At 68.1% G+C, this 16,374-nt stretch carries 12 protein-coding genes; 7 read left to right on the forward strand and 5 right to left on the reverse strand.

Annotation, left to right across the window (positions count from 1 at the left end; all coding sequences use genetic code 11):
* Window positions 1–3 precede the first annotated feature (3 nt).
* From OG735_RS27115 to OG735_RS27130, 4 genes are all read left to right on the forward strand, one after another.
* The gene (locus OG735_RS27115; RefSeq protein WP_327325739.1) at window positions 4–1,218 is read left to right on the forward strand and encodes a glycosyltransferase; all 1,215 of its coding nucleotides are present in this window, start codon (window positions 4–6) and stop codon (window positions 1,216–1,218) included.
* The gene (locus OG735_RS27120) at window positions 1,215–2,960 is read left to right on the forward strand and encodes an ArnT family glycosyltransferase (RefSeq protein ID WP_327325740.1); all 1,746 of its coding nucleotides are present in this window, start codon (window positions 1,215–1,217) and stop codon (window positions 2,958–2,960) included. Before OG735_RS27115 ends, OG735_RS27120 begins: the two co-directional genes overlap by 4 nt.
* Window positions 2,957–4,141: a glycosyltransferase family 2 protein gene (locus OG735_RS27125; RefSeq protein ID WP_327325741.1), complete on the forward strand. Its 1,185-nt coding sequence runs from the start codon at window positions 2,957–2,959 to the stop codon at window positions 4,139–4,141. The genes OG735_RS27120 and OG735_RS27125 overlap by 4 nt, the downstream gene beginning before the upstream one ends.
* A gap of 73 nt (window positions 4,142–4,214) precedes the next feature.
* Entirely contained in the window at window positions 4,215–6,650 is a 2,436-nt protein-coding gene (locus OG735_RS27130) for a galactose oxidase-like domain-containing protein (RefSeq protein WP_327325742.1), read from the forward strand.
* 74 nt (window positions 6,651–6,724) lie between these two features.
* Here the strand turns inward: OG735_RS27130 and OG735_RS27135 are convergent, their stop codons facing one another.
* The gene (locus OG735_RS27135) at window positions 6,725–7,363 is read right to left on the reverse strand and encodes a TetR/AcrR family transcriptional regulator (RefSeq protein WP_327325743.1); all 639 of its coding nucleotides are present in this window, start codon (window positions 7,361–7,363) and stop codon (window positions 6,725–6,727) included.
* A 185-nt stretch (window positions 7,364–7,548) separates the two neighbouring features.
* Window positions 7,549–8,226, reverse strand: coding sequence for a PAQR family membrane homeostasis protein TrhA (gene trhA / locus OG735_RS27140; RefSeq protein ID WP_327325744.1), 678 nt, complete (start codon window positions 8,224–8,226; stop codon window positions 7,549–7,551).
* Window positions 8,227–8,534: 308 nt separating this feature from the next.
* Between trhA and OG735_RS27145 the strand changes: the two genes are divergently transcribed.
* Both OG735_RS27145 and OG735_RS27150 read left to right on the forward strand, forming a co-directional pair.
* Window positions 8,535–10,358, forward strand: a complete 1,824-nt coding sequence (locus OG735_RS27145) for a phosphoenolpyruvate carboxykinase (GTP) (protein WP_327325745.1) — start codon at window positions 8,535–8,537, stop codon at window positions 10,356–10,358.
* Between the two features lie 221 nt (window positions 10,359–10,579).
* Window positions 10,580–11,170, forward strand: a complete 591-nt coding sequence (locus OG735_RS27150) for a helix-turn-helix domain-containing protein (RefSeq protein WP_327325746.1) — start codon at window positions 10,580–10,582, stop codon at window positions 11,168–11,170.
* Between the two features lie 81 nt (window positions 11,171–11,251).
* Here OG735_RS27150 and OG735_RS27155 read toward each other — a convergent pair whose 3' ends face one another.
* Together OG735_RS27155 and OG735_RS27160 are read right to left on the reverse strand one after the other, a co-directional pair.
* Entirely contained in the window at window positions 11,252–11,638 is a 387-nt protein-coding gene (locus OG735_RS27155) for an SCO4983 family protein (RefSeq protein WP_327325747.1), read from the reverse strand.
* Window positions 11,639–11,731: 93 nt separating this feature from the next.
* A complete protein-coding gene (locus OG735_RS27160) occupies window positions 11,732–12,943 on the reverse strand; it encodes a pyridoxal phosphate-dependent aminotransferase (RefSeq protein WP_327325748.1) in 1,212 nt (403 codons plus the stop codon).
* A gap of 323 nt (window positions 12,944–13,266) precedes the next feature.
* On the opposite strand from OG735_RS27160, the gene OG735_RS27165 reads away from it, so the two are divergent.
* Window positions 13,267–14,058, forward strand: a complete 792-nt coding sequence (locus OG735_RS27165) for a maleylpyruvate isomerase family mycothiol-dependent enzyme (RefSeq protein ID WP_327325749.1) — start codon at window positions 13,267–13,269, stop codon at window positions 14,056–14,058.
* Between the two features lie 88 nt (window positions 14,059–14,146).
* On the opposite strand, the gene OG735_RS27170 is transcribed toward OG735_RS27165, so the two are convergent.
* Window positions 14,147–16,216: a translation factor GTPase family protein gene (locus OG735_RS27170; protein WP_327325750.1), complete on the reverse strand. Its 2,070-nt coding sequence runs from the start codon at window positions 16,214–16,216 to the stop codon at window positions 14,147–14,149.
* Window positions 16,217–16,374 lie beyond the last annotated feature (158 nt).

The raw sequence follows: 16,374 nt of genomic DNA on the forward strand, positions 1-16,374 counted from the left end.
TGGATGGCGGCATTCACGCTGTGGTGGCAGATGCATGCCTGGCGTACGCCCGAGACGCTCGCGGCGACCCGGTTCGACCGGCCCCACGGCGGTGTCGGGCTCTCGTTCTCCTTGCTGCTGCCGGCGCGGCACGAGCAGGCCGTGCTGGAGCACACGATCGAGCGGCTGCTGGAGTCCAGTCACTCCAACTTCGAGATCATCGTGATCGTCGGGCATGACGATCCGGAGACCGCCGCGGTTGCCGAGCGCTCCGCCGCCCGTGACCCCGTCCGGGTGCGCGTGATCACCGACACCCACGAGGTGAAGAACAAGCCCAAGGCCCTCAACACCGCGCTGCCGCACTGCCGCGGTGACATTGTGGGCGTCTTCGACGCCGAGGACCAGGTGCATCCCGAGCTGCTCGCCCATGTCGACCACGCCTTCACCTCCACGGGTGCGGATGTCGTCCAGGGCGGCGTACAGCTGATCAACTTCCACTCCAGCTGGTACAGCCTGCGCAACTGCCTGGAGTACTTCTTCTGGTTCCGCTCCCGTCTCCATCTGCACGCCCAGAAGGGCTTCATTCCGCTCGGCGGCAATACCGTCTTCGTCCGTACGAAAGTGCTGCGCGAGGCGGACGGCTGGGACCCGAACTGCCTTGCCGAGGACTGCGACCTGGGCGTACGCCTCTCCTCCGTCGGCAAGAAGGTCGTTGTCGCGTACGACAGTGACATGGTCACCCGCGAGGAGACCCCCGGCACCCTGATGAGCCTGCTCAAGCAGCGCACCCGCTGGAACCAGGGCTTTCTGCAGGTCTACCGGAAGAAGGACTGGAAGCAGTTGCCGGGACGCGGGCAGCGGATGCTCGCCCGCTACACCTTGATGACGCCGTTCCTGCAGGCGTTCTCCGGCGTGATCATTCCGGTCAACGCCGCTGTCGCGCTCTTTCTCGACGTCCCTGTCGGGATCGCCATCGTGACCTTCCTGCCGCTGATCACGGCGATGGTCACCTTTGTCTTCGAGATCGTCGGACTGCACGACTTCGGCAAGCAGTACGGGCTGCGCGTCCGCGCCGTCCACTACCTCAAGCTCATCGTCGGCGGCCCCTTCTACCAGGTCCTGCTGGCCGGTGCCGCGATGCGCGCCGTCTGGCGGGAGCAGCGCGGCCGCAACGAGTGGGAGCTGACCAGTCATGTCGGCGCGCATCTCACCGAGACCCGAGAGGATGCCCACCGGTGACCACGACACTTCCGCCGGCGCCTGACACCTCCGCCGACACCTCCGCCGACCCGTCCGCATCCCCGTCCGCCGCCCCCTCCTCCGGCGCGGAGTCCGGGCCGGAGGCGCCGGGCTATATACGGCCCGTCATACGGTTCCGCAGCTCGCGCCCCGATCTGCTGCTCTGCGCCGGCCTGTTGGCCGCGATCCTGCTCGTCCAGGGCTGGAACATCACGCACTTCCCGACCCTCAGCGACGACGAGGGCACCTATCTCGCACAGGCCTGGGCGGTGCAGCAGGGCGACGGGCTCGCGCACTACACGTACTGGTACGACCATCCGCCGCTCGGCTGGATCCAGATCGCGTTCCTCACCTGGCTGCCGTCGCTGATCGCGCCGGAGACGATGACCGTGGCATCGATGCGCTTCGCGATGCTGCTGGTCAGCGCGGCGTGCGCGGTGCTCCTCTACGTACTGGCGCGCAGGCTGTTCCTGCCGCGCTGGGCAGCCGGTCTTGCCATGCTGCTCTTCGGTCTTTCACCGCTGTCCGTGGTTCTGCAGCGCGAGATCTTCCTGGACAACATCGCGGTGATGTGGATGCTGCTGGCGTTCTGCCTGGCCGCGTCCCCGAGCCGCCATCTGTGGCACCACTTCACCGCCGGTCTCGCCGCGGCGACCTCCGTACTCACCAAGGAGACGATGCTGGTGGTGCTGCCGGCGCTGCTGGTGACGATGTGGCGGCACAGCCATCGCGACACCCGTAAGTTCGCGGTGACCGGAGCGATAACGGCATGCGCGCTGATAGGCCTGTCGTATCCGCTTTTCGCGCTGCTCAACAATGAGCTGTTCCCCGGGCCCGGCCATGTGTCGCTCATCGACGGGATCACGTACCAGATGGGCCGCGCGGGCTCCGGTTCGATCTTCGACGCGGGCTCCGGTTCGCACGGCGTCTTCCGGTCCTGGCTCTACTACGACCGGGTGCTGCCGCTCGGCGGTCTCGCGGGCGCGGCGCTGCTGCTGGTCACGCTGCGCTGGTCGGTCACCGCGCGGGCGCTCGCCGGACCTTCGCTGGTGGTGGCGATCCTCGCGCTGGTAGCGATGCGCCCTTCCGGCTATCTGCCGGCGATGTACGTCATCCAGGCGCTGCCGTTCCTGGCGATTGTCCTGGCAGGGGGCGCGGCGAGTGTGGCGCATGCGATCCTGCGGCGCCCGCTGGGGGCTTCGTCCGCAGACCCACAGTCCTCAGACGCCGGACGGGCCGAAAAACAGCCCCGCCTGCGTTTGAGGCGCGGGGTCCGGGGCGGAGCCCCGGTGGTTCGCCACGTCGTGGCCGGGCTCCTCGCGGTCGCCGCGGCCGCCTACGTCGTGCCGCGCTGGTACGACGGCAACCGCGCCGCCCTGACCGTCGACGCCAACGGCCCCTATCGGGCGGCCGCTTCCTGGCTCGAGGACGAGGTGCCCGACCCCGCGTCGACCCGGGTCCTGGTCGACGACGCGCTCTGGCTGGACCTGGTGCACGACGGTTTCGAGCCCGGCACCGGCGCCATCTGGTTCTACAAGGCCGACCTCGACCCCGCGGTGACGAAGACGATGCCGCGCGGCTGGCGGGACCTCGACTATGTCGTGTCGTCGCCGACCGTCCGGCGTGACGCTGTCGATCTGCCCAACGTCAAGGCGGCACTGGAGCATTCGAAGCCGGTCGCCGTCTTCGGCGACGGCGAGGACCGGATCGAGATCCGCCGTATCGCTGGAGGCGCCCGATGACCACACCCCGTACCGGCGCCGAAGAGCTCGGCAATCCGGAACTCAGCGGCGCCCAGATCGCTGAGCCCGGTGCCGTCACCATCATCATCCCCACCTTCAACGAGTCGGGAAATGTACGGGAGCTGCTGCACCGGCTCACCGAATCGGTGCCGTCCCGGCTGCCCTGCGAGGTCGTCTTTGTCGACGACTCCACGGACGACACCCCGGAGGTGATCCGCAGCGCCGCGCAGGACTGCCCGTTTCCGGTCGCGGTGCTGCACCGCGAAACGCCGGTCGGCGGGCTCGGCGGCGCCGTCGTCGATGGCATGAAGTCCGCGGGCTCCGACTGGATCGTCGTCATGGACGCCGACCTCCAGCATCCGCCCGCGCTGGTGCCCGAACTGGTGGCGGCGGGCGAGCGGTCGGGCGCCGATCTCGTCGTCGCCAGCCGCTATATCCGCGGCGGCAGCCGCGCGGGCCTCGCCGGCGGCTACCGCATCGCCGTCTCGCGCGGTGCGACCTGGCTGACCAAGGGGCTCTTCCCGCGCCGGCTGCGCGGCATCAGCGACCCGATGAGCGGCTTCTTCGCGATCCGCCGAAATGTGGTGACAGCCGATGTGCTGAAGCCGCTCGGCTACAAGATCCTGCTGGAGCTGGCAGTACGGTGCCGTCCCGAGAAGGTCGCGGAGGTGCCGTTCGTCTTCCAGGACAGATTCGCGGGCGAGTCCAAGTCGACCGCGAAGGAAGGGCTGCGCTTTCTCGGGCATCTCGTGGCGCTGCGTACGGCCTCGCCGGCGGCGCGGATGCTGGCCTTCGGACTGATCGGGCTCACCGGCTTCGTACCGAATCTGCTCGGGCTGCATCTGCTGACGGCCGCCGGAATGCACTATCTGCCGGCCGAGATCGTGGCCAATCAGTTCGGCGTCGGGTGGAACTTCCTCCTCATCGAGGTGCTGTTGTTCCGGGACCGGCGCAGGCATCGGCACTGGGCGGACCGGGTCGGGCGCTTCGCGCTGCTCGCCAACGCCGATCTGCTGCTGCGCATTCCGCTGATCGCGCTGTTCGTGGGCCATCTGGGGATGGCTGTGCTGCCCGCGACCACGTTGGCGCTGCTGACCACGTTCATCCTGCGGTTCGCGGCGACGGAGGCGCTGGTGTACCTGCCGCGCAAGGGCCGTGTCGGGACCACCCGGCGGCAGTAGTTCGTTCTCGATCGCCGGACGGGCTTTCCTTCAGGCCCGTCCGGCCGAGGACAGCACAGAAAGGGACCTGCCCATGCCATCAACGATCCGGAGAGGGCGCCGACGCCCGGCCGCGCTGCTGGGCGTCGGCGCAATGACCGCCGCGCTGCTGATCTCCGCTCCGCAGCCCGCCTCCGCCGGAGCCAATCTGATCACCAACCCCGGCTTCGAGGCGGCCGGTTCGGCCGGTTCGGCGGACATGCCCGCCTGTTGGGAGAAGTCCGGCTGGGGCGACAACGACTTCACCTTCGAGACCGTGGCCGACGCGCACTCCGGCAGCAAGGCGATGAAGGTCTCGCTGAGCCGCCGCGTGGACGGTGACCGCAAGGCGATGATCACCGAGGACGCGACATGTGCGCCCAAGGTGAAGCCGGAGAGCCAGTACGACCTCTCGCTCTGGTACAAGAGCACCACTCCTGACACGTCCGTCACCCTCTTCCGGCACGACACGACGCTGGGCTGGCAGTACTGGACGGACCTCAAAACCCTCCCGATGAGCGGCGGTTACGAGCGGGCCGAGGTCCGGACGCCCGCCGTGCCACCGCATACCGACCAGATCACCTGGGGTGTGTCGGTCTACGGCACCGGCTCGGTCACCACCGACGACTACGCCATGGAGGAAGTGACCGCGCCCGCCCCCGCACCCCAGTGCACGGCGACGCCCGAGGAGTGCGCCAAGGGCCGCTGGGAGGTCCTGCCGGTGCAGAACCCGGTGCGTTCCATGCACTCCGTCGTCCTGCACAACGGCAAGGTGCTGGTCATCGCGGGTTCCGGGAACGACCAGGCGCAGTTCGAGGCGGGCACCTTCACCTCGGCCGTCTACGACCCGGCCAACGGCACCTTCAGAACCATCCCCACGCCGGTGGACATGTTCTGCGCCGGCCATGTGCAGCTGCAGGACGGCAAGGTCCTGGTGATGAGCGGCAACAAGGGCTATCCGTCGGCCGACGGCAGGATCGGCTACCAGGGGCTGAAGGACTCGTACATCTTCGACCCGGCGACCGAGACGTACACCAGGACCAACGACATGAACGGCGGACACTGGTATCCGTCGGCGACGGTCCTCGGCAACGGCGACGTCATCTCCTTCGGCGGTCTGAAGGAGGACTCCACCGGCAATGTGACGGCCGAGAAGTTCTCGGCGGCGCAGAATAAGTGGCTGCCGATGAACGAGGTCAACCAGACCTGGTCGTACTGGGGTCTGTATCCGTCGATGATCCTGATGCAGGACGGCCGGCTCTTCTACTCCGGCAGCCATGTCTTCGGCAACGGAACGCAGGGCTCCGGCGCCTCGATCTACGACTACACCGCCAACACGATCACCGATGTGCCCGGTCTGCAGAACAAGGACCAGCGCGACGAGTCGGCGAGTGTGCTGCTGCCGCCGGCCCAGGACCAGCGGGTCCTGACGATGGGCGGAGGCAACAACGAGACCAACCCGGCGGCCAACCGTCTCACCGACATCATCGATCTGAAGAGCCCCAACCCGGTGTATACGAACGGTCCGTTGCTGCCGCAGGGCCAGGTCGACCAGGGGCAGGGCAAGCGTCCGCAGTCGGGCGCCGAGGGCAAGATGTTCGTCTCCGCCGTGCTGCTGCCGGACGGAAAGGTGCTGGAGACGGGGGGCGGACTGCACGACCGGGCTGATCCGGTGTACGAGGCGTCGTTCTTCGACCCGGTGAGCAATACGTACGAGCAGGGCCTGGCGACGGACCCGATCCCGCGTACGTATCACTCAGGGTCCTTCCTGCTGCCGGACGGGCGGGTGATGTCCGTCGGCGACAACCCGGGCAACGGCACGTACAACCACAATGTGTCGGTCTACACCCCGCCGTATCTGCTCAAGGGCGCGCGGCCGAGTATCACTTCGGTGATCGACGGGCAGTGGACGTATGGGGACACACAGCGGATCACGGTCGACCGGCCCATCGCCAAGGCGGAGCTGATCCGGCCGGCGGCGGTGACGCACTCCTCCGACCCCAACCAGCGGTTCGTGGATCTGCCGATGACGGTCGACGGCAACAACATCGACCTCAATGTCACCAGCAACCCGAATCTGGCGCCGCCCGGCTGGTACATGCTCTTCGCGGTCGACGCGAACGGCATTCCGTCGCTCGCCCAGTGGGTGCATCTCGGGGGCCCGGCGGCGCTTGCCGCGGACGCGCCGTCCGCGCATGTCCACGACTTTGCGGACGCGCCGGCGGCGGCGCCCAGGAAGGCGCAGAAGAAGCGGAGTTCGGTGTCGGTGAGCCCGCAGGTCGCGGGCTGCGACCGGCACTACGGGGCGGCCGGAGTATGTGTTCCTACGGTCTTCCCGCGGACGGTGAAGGCGGGCACGGCGGCGCGGTGTCAGTGGCTTTCAGCGCATGACTACGGCCGCCTGAAGGTCAACGGCAAGGACGATCCCCTGGGGCTCGACCCGAACAGGGACGGACTTGCCTGCGGGAAGGGGGACCGGGCCGGCCATTGACGCCGGCGCGGGACCGGAACACGCCTCGCCGGCGTTTGAGGCGCGGGGGTGGGCCGGAGTCCCAGGAGCTAGAGCTAGAGCTTCAGCCCGCCCTTGATCGTGGTCAGCGCACGGTCCACCAGCTCGATCAGATCGTCCTGGTGGTCGTGCGCGGCCCAGTGCAGCATCACCTCGCGCAGTGCCCCGAGCACCGCCGCCGTGAAGACCCGTACGTCCAGGTCGTCGCGGTCGCGGCCGGTGCGGTCGGCCAGCGCCTGGACCAGCAGCTCCGAGGTGGTGGCCATGGTCTCGGTCATCCTGGCGCGGATCGCCGGGACCTCCACCATCAGCCTGGTGCGCTGGATGACCTCCTCGCGCTCCTCATGGATGAAGGTCCGCAGGGCGTGCGTCATCACATGCCGAATCGACTCCAGCGGATCCTCGCCGGCCGGCCTGTCCCGCAGCGCCGTTTCCATGACCGGGTCGTACTCGTCGGTGAGAACGATGTCTTCCTTGGTCGGGAAGTAGCGGAAGACCGTGGAGGGCGAGACCTCCGCGGCTTCCGCGATCTGCTCGATGGTGGTCGCCTCGTACCCCTGCGCGGCGATGAGACCGTACGTCGCCCTGCGGATGGCGATCCGCGTCTTGAGCTTCTTCCGCTCGCGCAGACCCGGTCGTGGCTGCGCTTCGGCGACGGACGAGTCGCGCGAGGGAGTACGTGTGGTGGCGGCCATGTTCGTCATTGTCCTGTATCGACCAGGGCGGGAGTCACGTCCGCGTGGTCGATACAGGAGAGTTGATGTCAAATGACGCCAACTGTCGAAAGGCGGCCGGCGTCAAGAAAAAGGGCCGTGGCGGCGATGCCACGGCCAGGGCCGAAAGAGTGGTTGGACGGACCGCCCGGAAGGGGCCAGAGGGGTTACGAGTGCTGGTAGGCGACCATCGAGATGCCCACGTAGTGCACGACGAACGCCGCGAGGGTGAGGGAGTGGAAGACCTCGTGGAAGCCGAACCAGCTCGGTGACGGGTTCGGCCGCTTGATTCCGTAGATCACGCCGCCCGCGCTGTAGAGCAGCCCGCCGACGATCACACAGACGAGCACGGCGATTCCGCCGGCGCGCATGAAGTCGGGCAGGAAGAAGACCGCCGCCCACCCCATCGCGATGTAGCAGGGGGTGTAGAGCCAGCGCGGGGCGCCGACCCAGAAGACCCGGAAGGCTATTCCCGCCACGGCCGCCACCCAGACCGCCCACAGCAGCGTCCGGCCGCTGGAATCGGGGAGGAGGAGCATCGTCAGCGGTGTGTAGGTGCCCGCGATGATCAGGAAGATATTGGCGTGGTCGAGCCGGCGCAGTACGGCTTCGCCGCGCGGGCCCCAAGTGCCACGGTGGTAGATCGCGCTGACGCCGAAAAGCAGGCACGCTGTGAAGACGTAGATCGCGCAGGCCACCCGGGCGCGGGTGGAATCGGCGAGTGCCGTGAGCACCAGCCCCGCGACGAGTACGGCGGGAAACATCCCGGCGTGCAGCCAGCCGCGCAGCCTCGGTTTCACCGGGGTTGGCTCTATCTCGGTCACTTCGGGCGCGGCAGAGGTCATGACGAGGATGGTACCTACGCAACCGTAGGTAACGCGCGCTTCGCGCCAGGCTCACAGCGGTTGGCTCGAGCCCGCTCCGGGTTCGCGGCTTCGGGTTCACAGCTCAGGTCTCACTCCGGTTTCCAGCCCCGGTTTGCAGGTTTTGGGTGATGAGTGGTGATGCTCACGTGAGAGGTCCTCTGGACATATGCGCACAGGACACCGATCATCAGATGAGTGCGGTCGGCACCGGATGAGCGGGCTACGAAGCATCCGGGTCGCAGCCCCCACGGGGCAACAACCTTCAAACCCCTCACTTAGGAGCGATCGTGGCGCGCGACATCGCGGCTCCCGGCACCGTCCCCACCAATCACCAGGAGCTCGTCGACTGGGTCGACGAGATCGCAGCAATCACGGAGCCGGACAGCGTCGTCTGGTGTGACGGATCCGAGGCCGAGTACGAGCGCCTGTCCGAGGAGCTCGTCGCCAAGGGCACGTTCAAGAAGCTGGACCCGATCAAGCGCCCGAATTCGTACTACGCCGCGTCCGACCCGAGTGATGTCGCCCGGGTGGAGGACCGCACCTTCATCTGCTCCGAGAAGGAGGAGGACGCGGGCCCGACGAACCACTGGAAGGCTCCCGCGGAGATGAAGGACATCTTCGCGGGCGAGCAGGGCATCTTCCGCGGCTCGATGCGCGGGCGGACCATGTACGTCGTGCCGTTCTGCATGGGACCGCTGGGCTCGCCGCTGTCCGCGATCGGCGTCGAGATCACCGACTCCGCGTACGTCGCCGTCTCCATGCGCACGATGACGCGCATGGGCCGGCCGGTGCTGGACGAGCTCGGCACCGACGGCTTCTTCGTCAAGGCCGTCCACACCCTCGGCGCCCCGCTCGCCGAGGGCGAGGCCGATGTGCCGTGGCCCTGCAACTCCACCAAATACATCTCGCACTTCCCGGAGACCCGCGAGATCTGGTCGTACGGCTCCGGCTACGGCGGCAACGCCCTGCTCGGCAAGAAGTGCTACGCGCTGCGCATCGCGTCCGTCATGGCGCGCGACGAGGGCTGGCTCGCCGAGCACATGCTGATCCTCAAGCTCACCCCGCCGCAGGGCGAGTCGAAGTACGTCGCAGCGGCCTTCCCGTCCGCCTGCGGCAAGACCAACCTCGCGATGCTCGAGCCCACGATCTCCGGCTGGACCGTCGAGACGATCGGCGACGACATCGCGTGGATGCGGTTCGGCGAGGACGGCCGGCTGTACGCGATCAACCCGGAGGCCGGTTTCTTCGGTGTCGCGCCCGGCACCGGTGAGCACACCAACGCCAACGCCATGAAGACCCTGTGGGGCAACGCCGTCTTCACCAACGTCGCGCTGACCGACGACAACGACATCTGGTGGGAGGGGATGACGGAGGAGACTCCGGCACACCTCATCGACTGGAAGGGCAACGACTGGACGCCGGAGTCCGAGACCCCGGCCGCCCACCCGAACGCCCGCTTCACCGTGCCCGCCTCGCAGTGCCCGATCGCCGCGCCGGAGTGGGAGGACCCGAAGGGTGTGCCGATCTCGGCAATCCTCTTCGGCGGCCGCCGCGCCTCCGCCGTCCCGCTGGTGACCGAGTCCTTCGACTGGAACCACGGTGTCTTCCTCGGTGCGAACGTCGCCTCCGAGAAGACCGCGGCCGCCGAGGGCAAGGTCGGCGAGCTGCGCCGCGACCCGTTCGCGATGCTGCCGTTCTGCGGCTACAACATGGGCGACTACATGGCCCACTGGGTCAAGGTCGGCGCGGACAAGGACCAGGCGAAGCTGCCGAAGATCTACTACGTGAACTGGTTCCGCAAGAACGACGCGGGCAAGTTCGTGTGGCCGGGCTTCGGCGAGAACAGCCGCGTACTGAAGTGGATCGTGGAGCGTCTGGAGGGCAAGGCCGAGGGCGTCGAGACGCCGATCGGCATCCTGCCGACGCGTGAGGCGCTCGACACCGACGGCCTCGAACTGCCGGAGGCCGACCTCGACTTCCTCCTCAAGGTCGACAAGGAGGTGTGGCGCGAGGAGGCCGCTCTGATCCCCGAGCACCTCAACACCTTCGGCGACCACACGCCGAAGGAGCTGTGGGACGAGTACCGCTCGCTGGTCGCCCGTCTCGGCTGAGCACAGCTGAAGGCTGAACAGCTGAAGAAACGTCGCGGCGGATCAATCCGACATCCGCCCTGACCTGTGGGGTCACACAGGTCCGCCGCGTCCCCGGCCCCCGGAGCCCCCTCACGGCTCCGGGGGCCGGGCCTTTCTCGACGGGCGGCAACAGTCCGGCGGGTCTCCACGGCGTGCCGCCCGACTTGACAAATTTTCTTGCCGAGACGGCAAATGGGGAGATGGCCGACGACGACATTCCCGGCGTGCTGACCGCTGTTGGCCCGCGGCTGCGGGCCCTGCGGCACGACCGCGGCACCACCCTGGCCCAGCTGAGCGAGACGACCGGTATCTCGCTCAGCACCCTCTCGCGACTGGAGTCGGGCAAGCGCAAACCGGCATTGGAGCTCCTGCTCCCGCTGGCCAAGGCGTTCGCCGTGCAACTGGACGAACTGGTCGGCGCGCCGCCCACCGGCGATCCCCGTATCCACCCGCGCCCCTTCACCCGGCACGGCCAGACCTTTGTGCCACTGACTCGCCATCTCGGCGGTCTGCACGCCTACAAGCAGATCCTCCCCGTCAGCAAGGCGACGGGCGTACGGCCCGACCAGCGGACGCACGAGGGCTACGACTGGCTCTACGTTCTGTCCGGCCGACTTCTGCTGGCCCTGGGTGAGCACGACATCGTCCTCACCACGGGCGAGGCCGCCGAATTCGACACCCGTACTCCCCACGGCTTCGCCAACGCCGGACCCCAACCCGTGGAGTTCCTCAGCCTGTTCGGGGCGCAGGGTGAGCGCATGCACGTACGGGCCCGCCCCACCGGCATGTGAAACCGGAGGCTCCGGCGTTGAGGCGTCGGGCAGTGGGTGGCACCCGGCCCACGCGCCTCCGCGGCCCGTGAACCGGGGCCGTCAGTGGGCGCCGACCAGATGCAGTTCGGTCAGCGCGGCGGTGTGCGCGTCCATCCGCTCGGCGGAGAGGATGGCGGCGGCAGTGTCGGCGCGGGATGCCGCGACGACGAGCGCGCGGCCCGCGAGGGCGTGCGCGCGGCGGTGCAGGGCCGCGGGATCGGCGCCGCTCAGGCCCGCGTGGCGGGCCGGCGGGGCGCCACGCAGGCGGGAGATCTGGGACGCGATGCGCTCGGCGGCCGTATCGAGACCGAGCTCGTCGGTGACGGCGAGCAGCGCGGACAGATGCCCGGCGAGCTGGATGTCCAGCTCTTCCTCGCGGCTGCGGTGCGGATACTCGGCATCGTCGGCCATCGAGTGGAGTGACCTGGTGCGAATCGGCTCGTACATGGGGGATGGCCTCCTGCTCAATGTCAGGAGACCATCCTAGCTTGGATCCTGTCTAAAGTTGAGTCGGGTCGTGATTTTTTGCTCGGGACCGGCTCAGAGCTGGCTGTAGCCGTCCAGGAACGTCCCGATCCGCGTCACCGCGTCCGCCAGGTCGTTCGCCGCCGGCAGCGTCACGATCCGGAAGTGATCGGGCTCCGGCCAGTTGAAGCCCGTACCGTGTACAACCATGATTTTCTCGGTCCGCAGCAGATCGAGCACCATCTGCCGGTCGTCCTTGACCTTGTAGACCTTGGGGTCGAGGCGCGGGAACAGATACAGCGCACCCTTCGGCTTGACGCAGGTCACGCCCGGGATCTGGGTGAGCAGGTCGTACGCGACATCCCGCTGCTCCAGGATCCGCCCGCCCGGCAGCACCAGGTCCTCGATCGACTGCCGGCCGCCGAGCGCGGTGGCGACCGCGTGCTGCGAGGGCATGTTGGCGCACAGGCGCATATTGGCCAGGATCGTCAGGCCCTCGATGTACGAGGAGGCGTGCGCCTTCGGGCCGCAGACGGCCATCCAGCCGGAGCGGTAGCCCGCCACCCGGTAGTTCTTGGAGAGCCCGTTGAAGGTGAGGACCATCAGGTCCGGGGCGATCGCAGCGGTCGGTGTGTGCGTGGCACCGTCGTAGAGGATCTTGTCGTAGATCTCGTCGGAGCAGACGACCAGGTTGTGCCGACGGGCGATCTCGGTGAGGCCGCGCAGCATCTCGTCGCCGTACACCGCACCCGTGGGGTTGTTCGGGTTGATGATCACGATCGCCTTGGTGCGGTCGGTGATCTTCCGCTCGATGTCGGCGAGGTCGGGCATCCAGTCGGCCTGCTCGTCGCACCGGTAGTGCACGGCGGTGCCGCCGGCGAGCGAGACGGAGGCGGTCCACAGCGGATAGTCCGGCGCCGGTACGAGTACTTCGTCGCCGTCGTCGAGCAGCGCCTGCATCGACATCTGGATCAACTCGGAGACGCCGTTGCCGAGGTAGATGTCCTCGACGTCCAGGTCGATGCCCTTGGTCTGGTAGTGCTGCATCACCGCTCGGCGTGCGGACAACAGCCCCTTCGCATCGCCGTAGCCGTGCGCGTCGCCGAGGTTGCGGAGGATGTCCTCGAGGATCTCGGGCGGGCACTCGAAACCGAAGGCGGCGGGGTTGCCGGTGTTGAGCTTGAGGATGCGATGACCTGCTGCCTCCAGCCGCATCGCCTCCTCGAGGACCGGGCCCCGGATTTCGTAACAGACGTTTGCGAGCTTCGTCGACTGGATCACCTGCATGTCTGCGAGCTTACGGGCGCGTAACGCTGATCGCCCCGTGTTTTCGGCCACGGGGAGGGGGCGCGAATGTCCGGTTTGGTGTATCTCTCGGTGAGAGCGGCTCCGTCCCTTCGAAAGGGCCACCAGGACGGGCCGGACACCTGCGGATTGGGTCGCGGGGGCGGGAGGGAATCGGTTCGGTGTTGTCCGCGTCACCTTCGCTGTGATCTTCGCTGTTCCCTTCGCATTGACCTGTGACTGCCGTACGGCTCCGGCGCGAGCTCTCGCCGAAGTCATGGCCGAGTCTCCGCCCGGCTGTCCGTGGTGCGCCCTACCGTCGTGTCATGAGCCTTCTGAGCCATGACCGCCACTGCGACGAAATCGTCGCGCAGACCGAGCTGTTGAGGTCCACCATCGAGGACGCGGACCTGACCGTCCCCGTGCCCTCCTGCCCGGGCTGGAACACCGGCCAGCTGCTGCGGCATCTCGGCGGGGGCCACCGCTGGGCCGAGGCGATCGTACGGACCCGGGCGGCGTCCCCCCTTTCCGACGAACACTTCCGCGACCTCTCCGCGTACACCGACGAGGACCCGGCCGTACTCGGCCCCTGGCTCGCCGAGGGCGCCGCGCGGCTGGCGGACACACTGCGCGCCGCCGGGCCCGACGCGGAGCTGTGGACGCCGGTCCCCGGAGAGACGGCGAAGTTCTATGCCCGCCGCTTTGCGCACGAGACGGTCATCCACCGGGCCGACGCGACCTTGGCCGCCGGCGCGGAGTTCACCCTCGACGAAGAGGTCGGTATTGACGCCCTGGACGAGTGGATGGAGCTCGGCTCGCTGCCACAGGTCTTCGAGTACCACCCCGAGCAGCGCGAGCTCCTCGGCCCCGGCCGCACCCTCCACTTCCACGCCACGGACACCGCGCCGGAGGCGGCGGCGGAGTGGCTGGTGGACCTCACCGGCGACGCGATCGCCTGGCGCCGCACGCACGAGAAGGCCGCGGTGGCGGTGCGCGGCTCGCTGACCGACCTGCTGCTGGTCGTGTACCGCAGACGGCAGGCCCGCGCCGACGGCATCGAGATCCTCGGCGACGGGACGCTGCTCGACTTCTGGCTGGAGCGGGTCGGCTTCGGCTGACCCTGACCGGCGGGCGTGCCACTCGACCGGCCGGAACTCGCGAGGACCCGGCCCTTGGCCTCAGGGACACCCCGGCCACTCCCGGAGATCACGTGTCCTCCCGACGCCCGCCGACCCGCCGTACCACGCGCAGCAGGTACTCCCGGCGGTTGAGCGGATCGTGGTCGGTCCGCCGACGGGTCGGGATTGTCCCGGAGACGGGCTGGTACCGGTCGAAGGCGCATTCCAGCACGCCCTCGCCGCGTGTCAGCGCTGGTAGTTGTTGCTCCAGCTCGTGCACCCCGGCCGCCGGGATCTCGCCCTCCACCACGTACGACGGACCCCGCATCGCCGGTGCTTGTGGCACGGCACGCAGCCGGGCCAGTACGGGCAGGACCGGTCCGAACGTGTCCGCAGGGACCTCGAGGTGGAAGCGGTGCACCGGCTCGTACACCCTGGTGCCCGCCTCCTGGAGCGCGCTCATCAGAACCAGCGGTGTCAGATTGCGGAAGTCCCCGGCCGTGCTCGACATGCTCTTGTCGAAGGTGCCGTGGGCATGGCTCTGCCGCGGCCAGTATCCGGAGTGCGTCATCGTGACCGTGCAGTCGGTGACCTCCCATCCGTAAATCCCTTGGTACAGCGTCTCTTTCACGGTGTCCTCCACCGCCTTCATGAGCGAGAACGGCATCGACCCGAGCTCGACCTCAAGCCGGAATTCGACACCGCTGCCGGCCGGCGCCGGATCGATGCGCAGACCGACGGTCGCGAGAAACGGATTGGGCTCCTTGTCGATGAGCTCGACCGCCGTGCCGGTGCCGATCGGCCGTTCCATGCAGATGGTCGTCGTCTCGCGGAAGGTGACGCCGATACCGAAGTCGTCCGCCAGCGTTGCCTGGATGACCTCCTTCTGGACCTCGCCATAGAGCGAGACGGAGACCTCCCGCCGCATATCGTCCTGCCGCAGATTGATCAGCGGGTCCTGCTCGGCGAGTTGGGTGAGCGCGAGGTGCAACGCGCCTTTGTCGGCGGGGCGGCAGGGGACGATGACGGTTTCCAGGGTCGGCGGGGCGAAATGCTGACCCGCCGGAGCCGGAGCCGGAGCCGGAGCCGGAGCCGGAGCCGAAGCCGAAGCCGGGCCCGGGGTCCGGGCCGGGGTTCGCGAGACGCCGATCGCGTCGCCGATCCGGACAGCGCCGAGACCCCACAGCTTTCCGATCTGCCCTGCGCCGACCGACGCGCGCCGGACGGCCGAGCCGCGGTCGAAAACGCTGATCGCGGTGACCCTCCCCTCGTCGTCCCCGCGGAAGCGCAGCCGGTCCCGCGTGCGCACCGCTCCCGAGAACATGCGGACGTACGCGATCTTCTCGCCGGCCGAACCGCGTTCGACCTTGAAGACTGTTCCCGAAACCGGGCCGTCGGCGTCGCCTTCGGTCGCGGGCAGCAGCTCCCTGACACCGGCGATCAGCGAATCCACGCCCGCGCCTGTGACCGCCGAACCGAAGAACACCGGATGCACCAGAGCCTGCCGGGTCTGCGACGCCAGCTCGCCGCGGAGTTGTCCGTAGCCGACCGCCGTCTCGTCGTCGACGTACGCGGTCAGAAACGCATCGCTGTGGTCGGCGAGCAGATCGACCAGCCCGGAAGTGAAGCCGGTGTCGGCGGCGGTGTATGGCACGTAGTGCGCGTCGTGGGTGCCCAGTCCGCCGACGGATCCCATCGGGATGACCGCCGGGGTCAGCTTCTCGGAGATGCTCCGCAGTACGCGTCCGTCGTGTGCACCACTGCGGTCGATCTTGTTCACGAAGATGAGCGTGGGAATGCGCAGGCGCCGCAGTGTCCGCATCAGTACGCGGGTCTGCGCCTGTACGCCCTCCACGGCGGAGACGACCAGTACGGCACCGTCGAGCACGCTCAGCACCCGTTCCACCTCGGCGATGAAATCCGGGTGACCGGGTGTGTCGATCAGATTGACCGTGACGTCATCGATGGCGAACGACACGACGGCGGACTTGATCGTAATGCCGCGTTGCCGTTCCAGCGCCAGGGAATCGGTCTGCGTATTGCCGTCATCGACGCGGCCGATCTCGTCGATGACACCGGCGGAGTGGAGCAGCCGCTCGGTCAGGCTCGTCTTACCGGCGTCGACATGCGCCAGAATTCCCAAGTTCAACGTTCGCACGAAGTGTCATGTCCTCTAGGCAGGTGGAAATTACCTTCTGGGTGGACATGAACGCAGTGCGCATTACCGTCTCCTGGGTCGATCGGGCTGTTACCCGGGTAGTGCAGCAGACGGCCACACCGGGGGCAACCGATTTACCAGCGCGCGCGGACCGGCCA

This window comes from Streptomyces sp. NBC_01210 (assembly GCF_036010325.1).
Lineage (GTDB): Bacteria > Actinomycetota > Actinomycetes > Streptomycetales > Streptomycetaceae > Streptomyces.

Bases quoted from the DNA above. Each gene is read 5' to 3' on its own strand.
- OG735_RS27115 (WP_327325739.1), top strand. From the start codon at position 4: ATGGCGGCATTCACGCTGTGGTGGCAGATGCATGCCTGGCGTACGCCC.
- OG735_RS27125 (WP_327325741.1), top strand. From the start codon at position 2,957: ATGACCACACCCCGTACCGGCGCCGAAGAGCTCGGCAATCCGGAACTC.
- OG735_RS27130 (WP_327325742.1), top strand. From the start codon at position 4,215: ATGCCATCAACGATCCGGAGAGGGCGCCGACGCCCGGCCGCGCTGCTG.
- OG735_RS27135 (WP_327325743.1), bottom strand. From the start codon at position 7,363: ATGGCCGCCACCACACGTACTCCCTCGCGCGACTCGTCCGTCGCCGAA.
- trhA (WP_327325744.1), bottom strand. From the start codon at position 8,226: ATGACCTCTGCCGCGCCCGAAGTGACCGAGATAGAGCCAACCCCGGTG.
- OG735_RS27150 (WP_327325746.1), top strand. From the start codon at position 10,580: ATGGCCGACGACGACATTCCCGGCGTGCTGACCGCTGTTGGCCCGCGG.
- OG735_RS27155 (WP_327325747.1), bottom strand. From the start codon at position 11,638: ATGTACGAGCCGATTCGCACCAGGTCACTCCACTCGATGGCCGACGAT.
- OG735_RS27160 (WP_327325748.1), bottom strand. From the start codon at position 12,943: ATGCAGGTGATCCAGTCGACGAAGCTCGCAAACGTCTGTTACGAAATC.
- OG735_RS27165 (WP_327325749.1), top strand. From the start codon at position 13,267: ATGAGCCTTCTGAGCCATGACCGCCACTGCGACGAAATCGTCGCGCAG.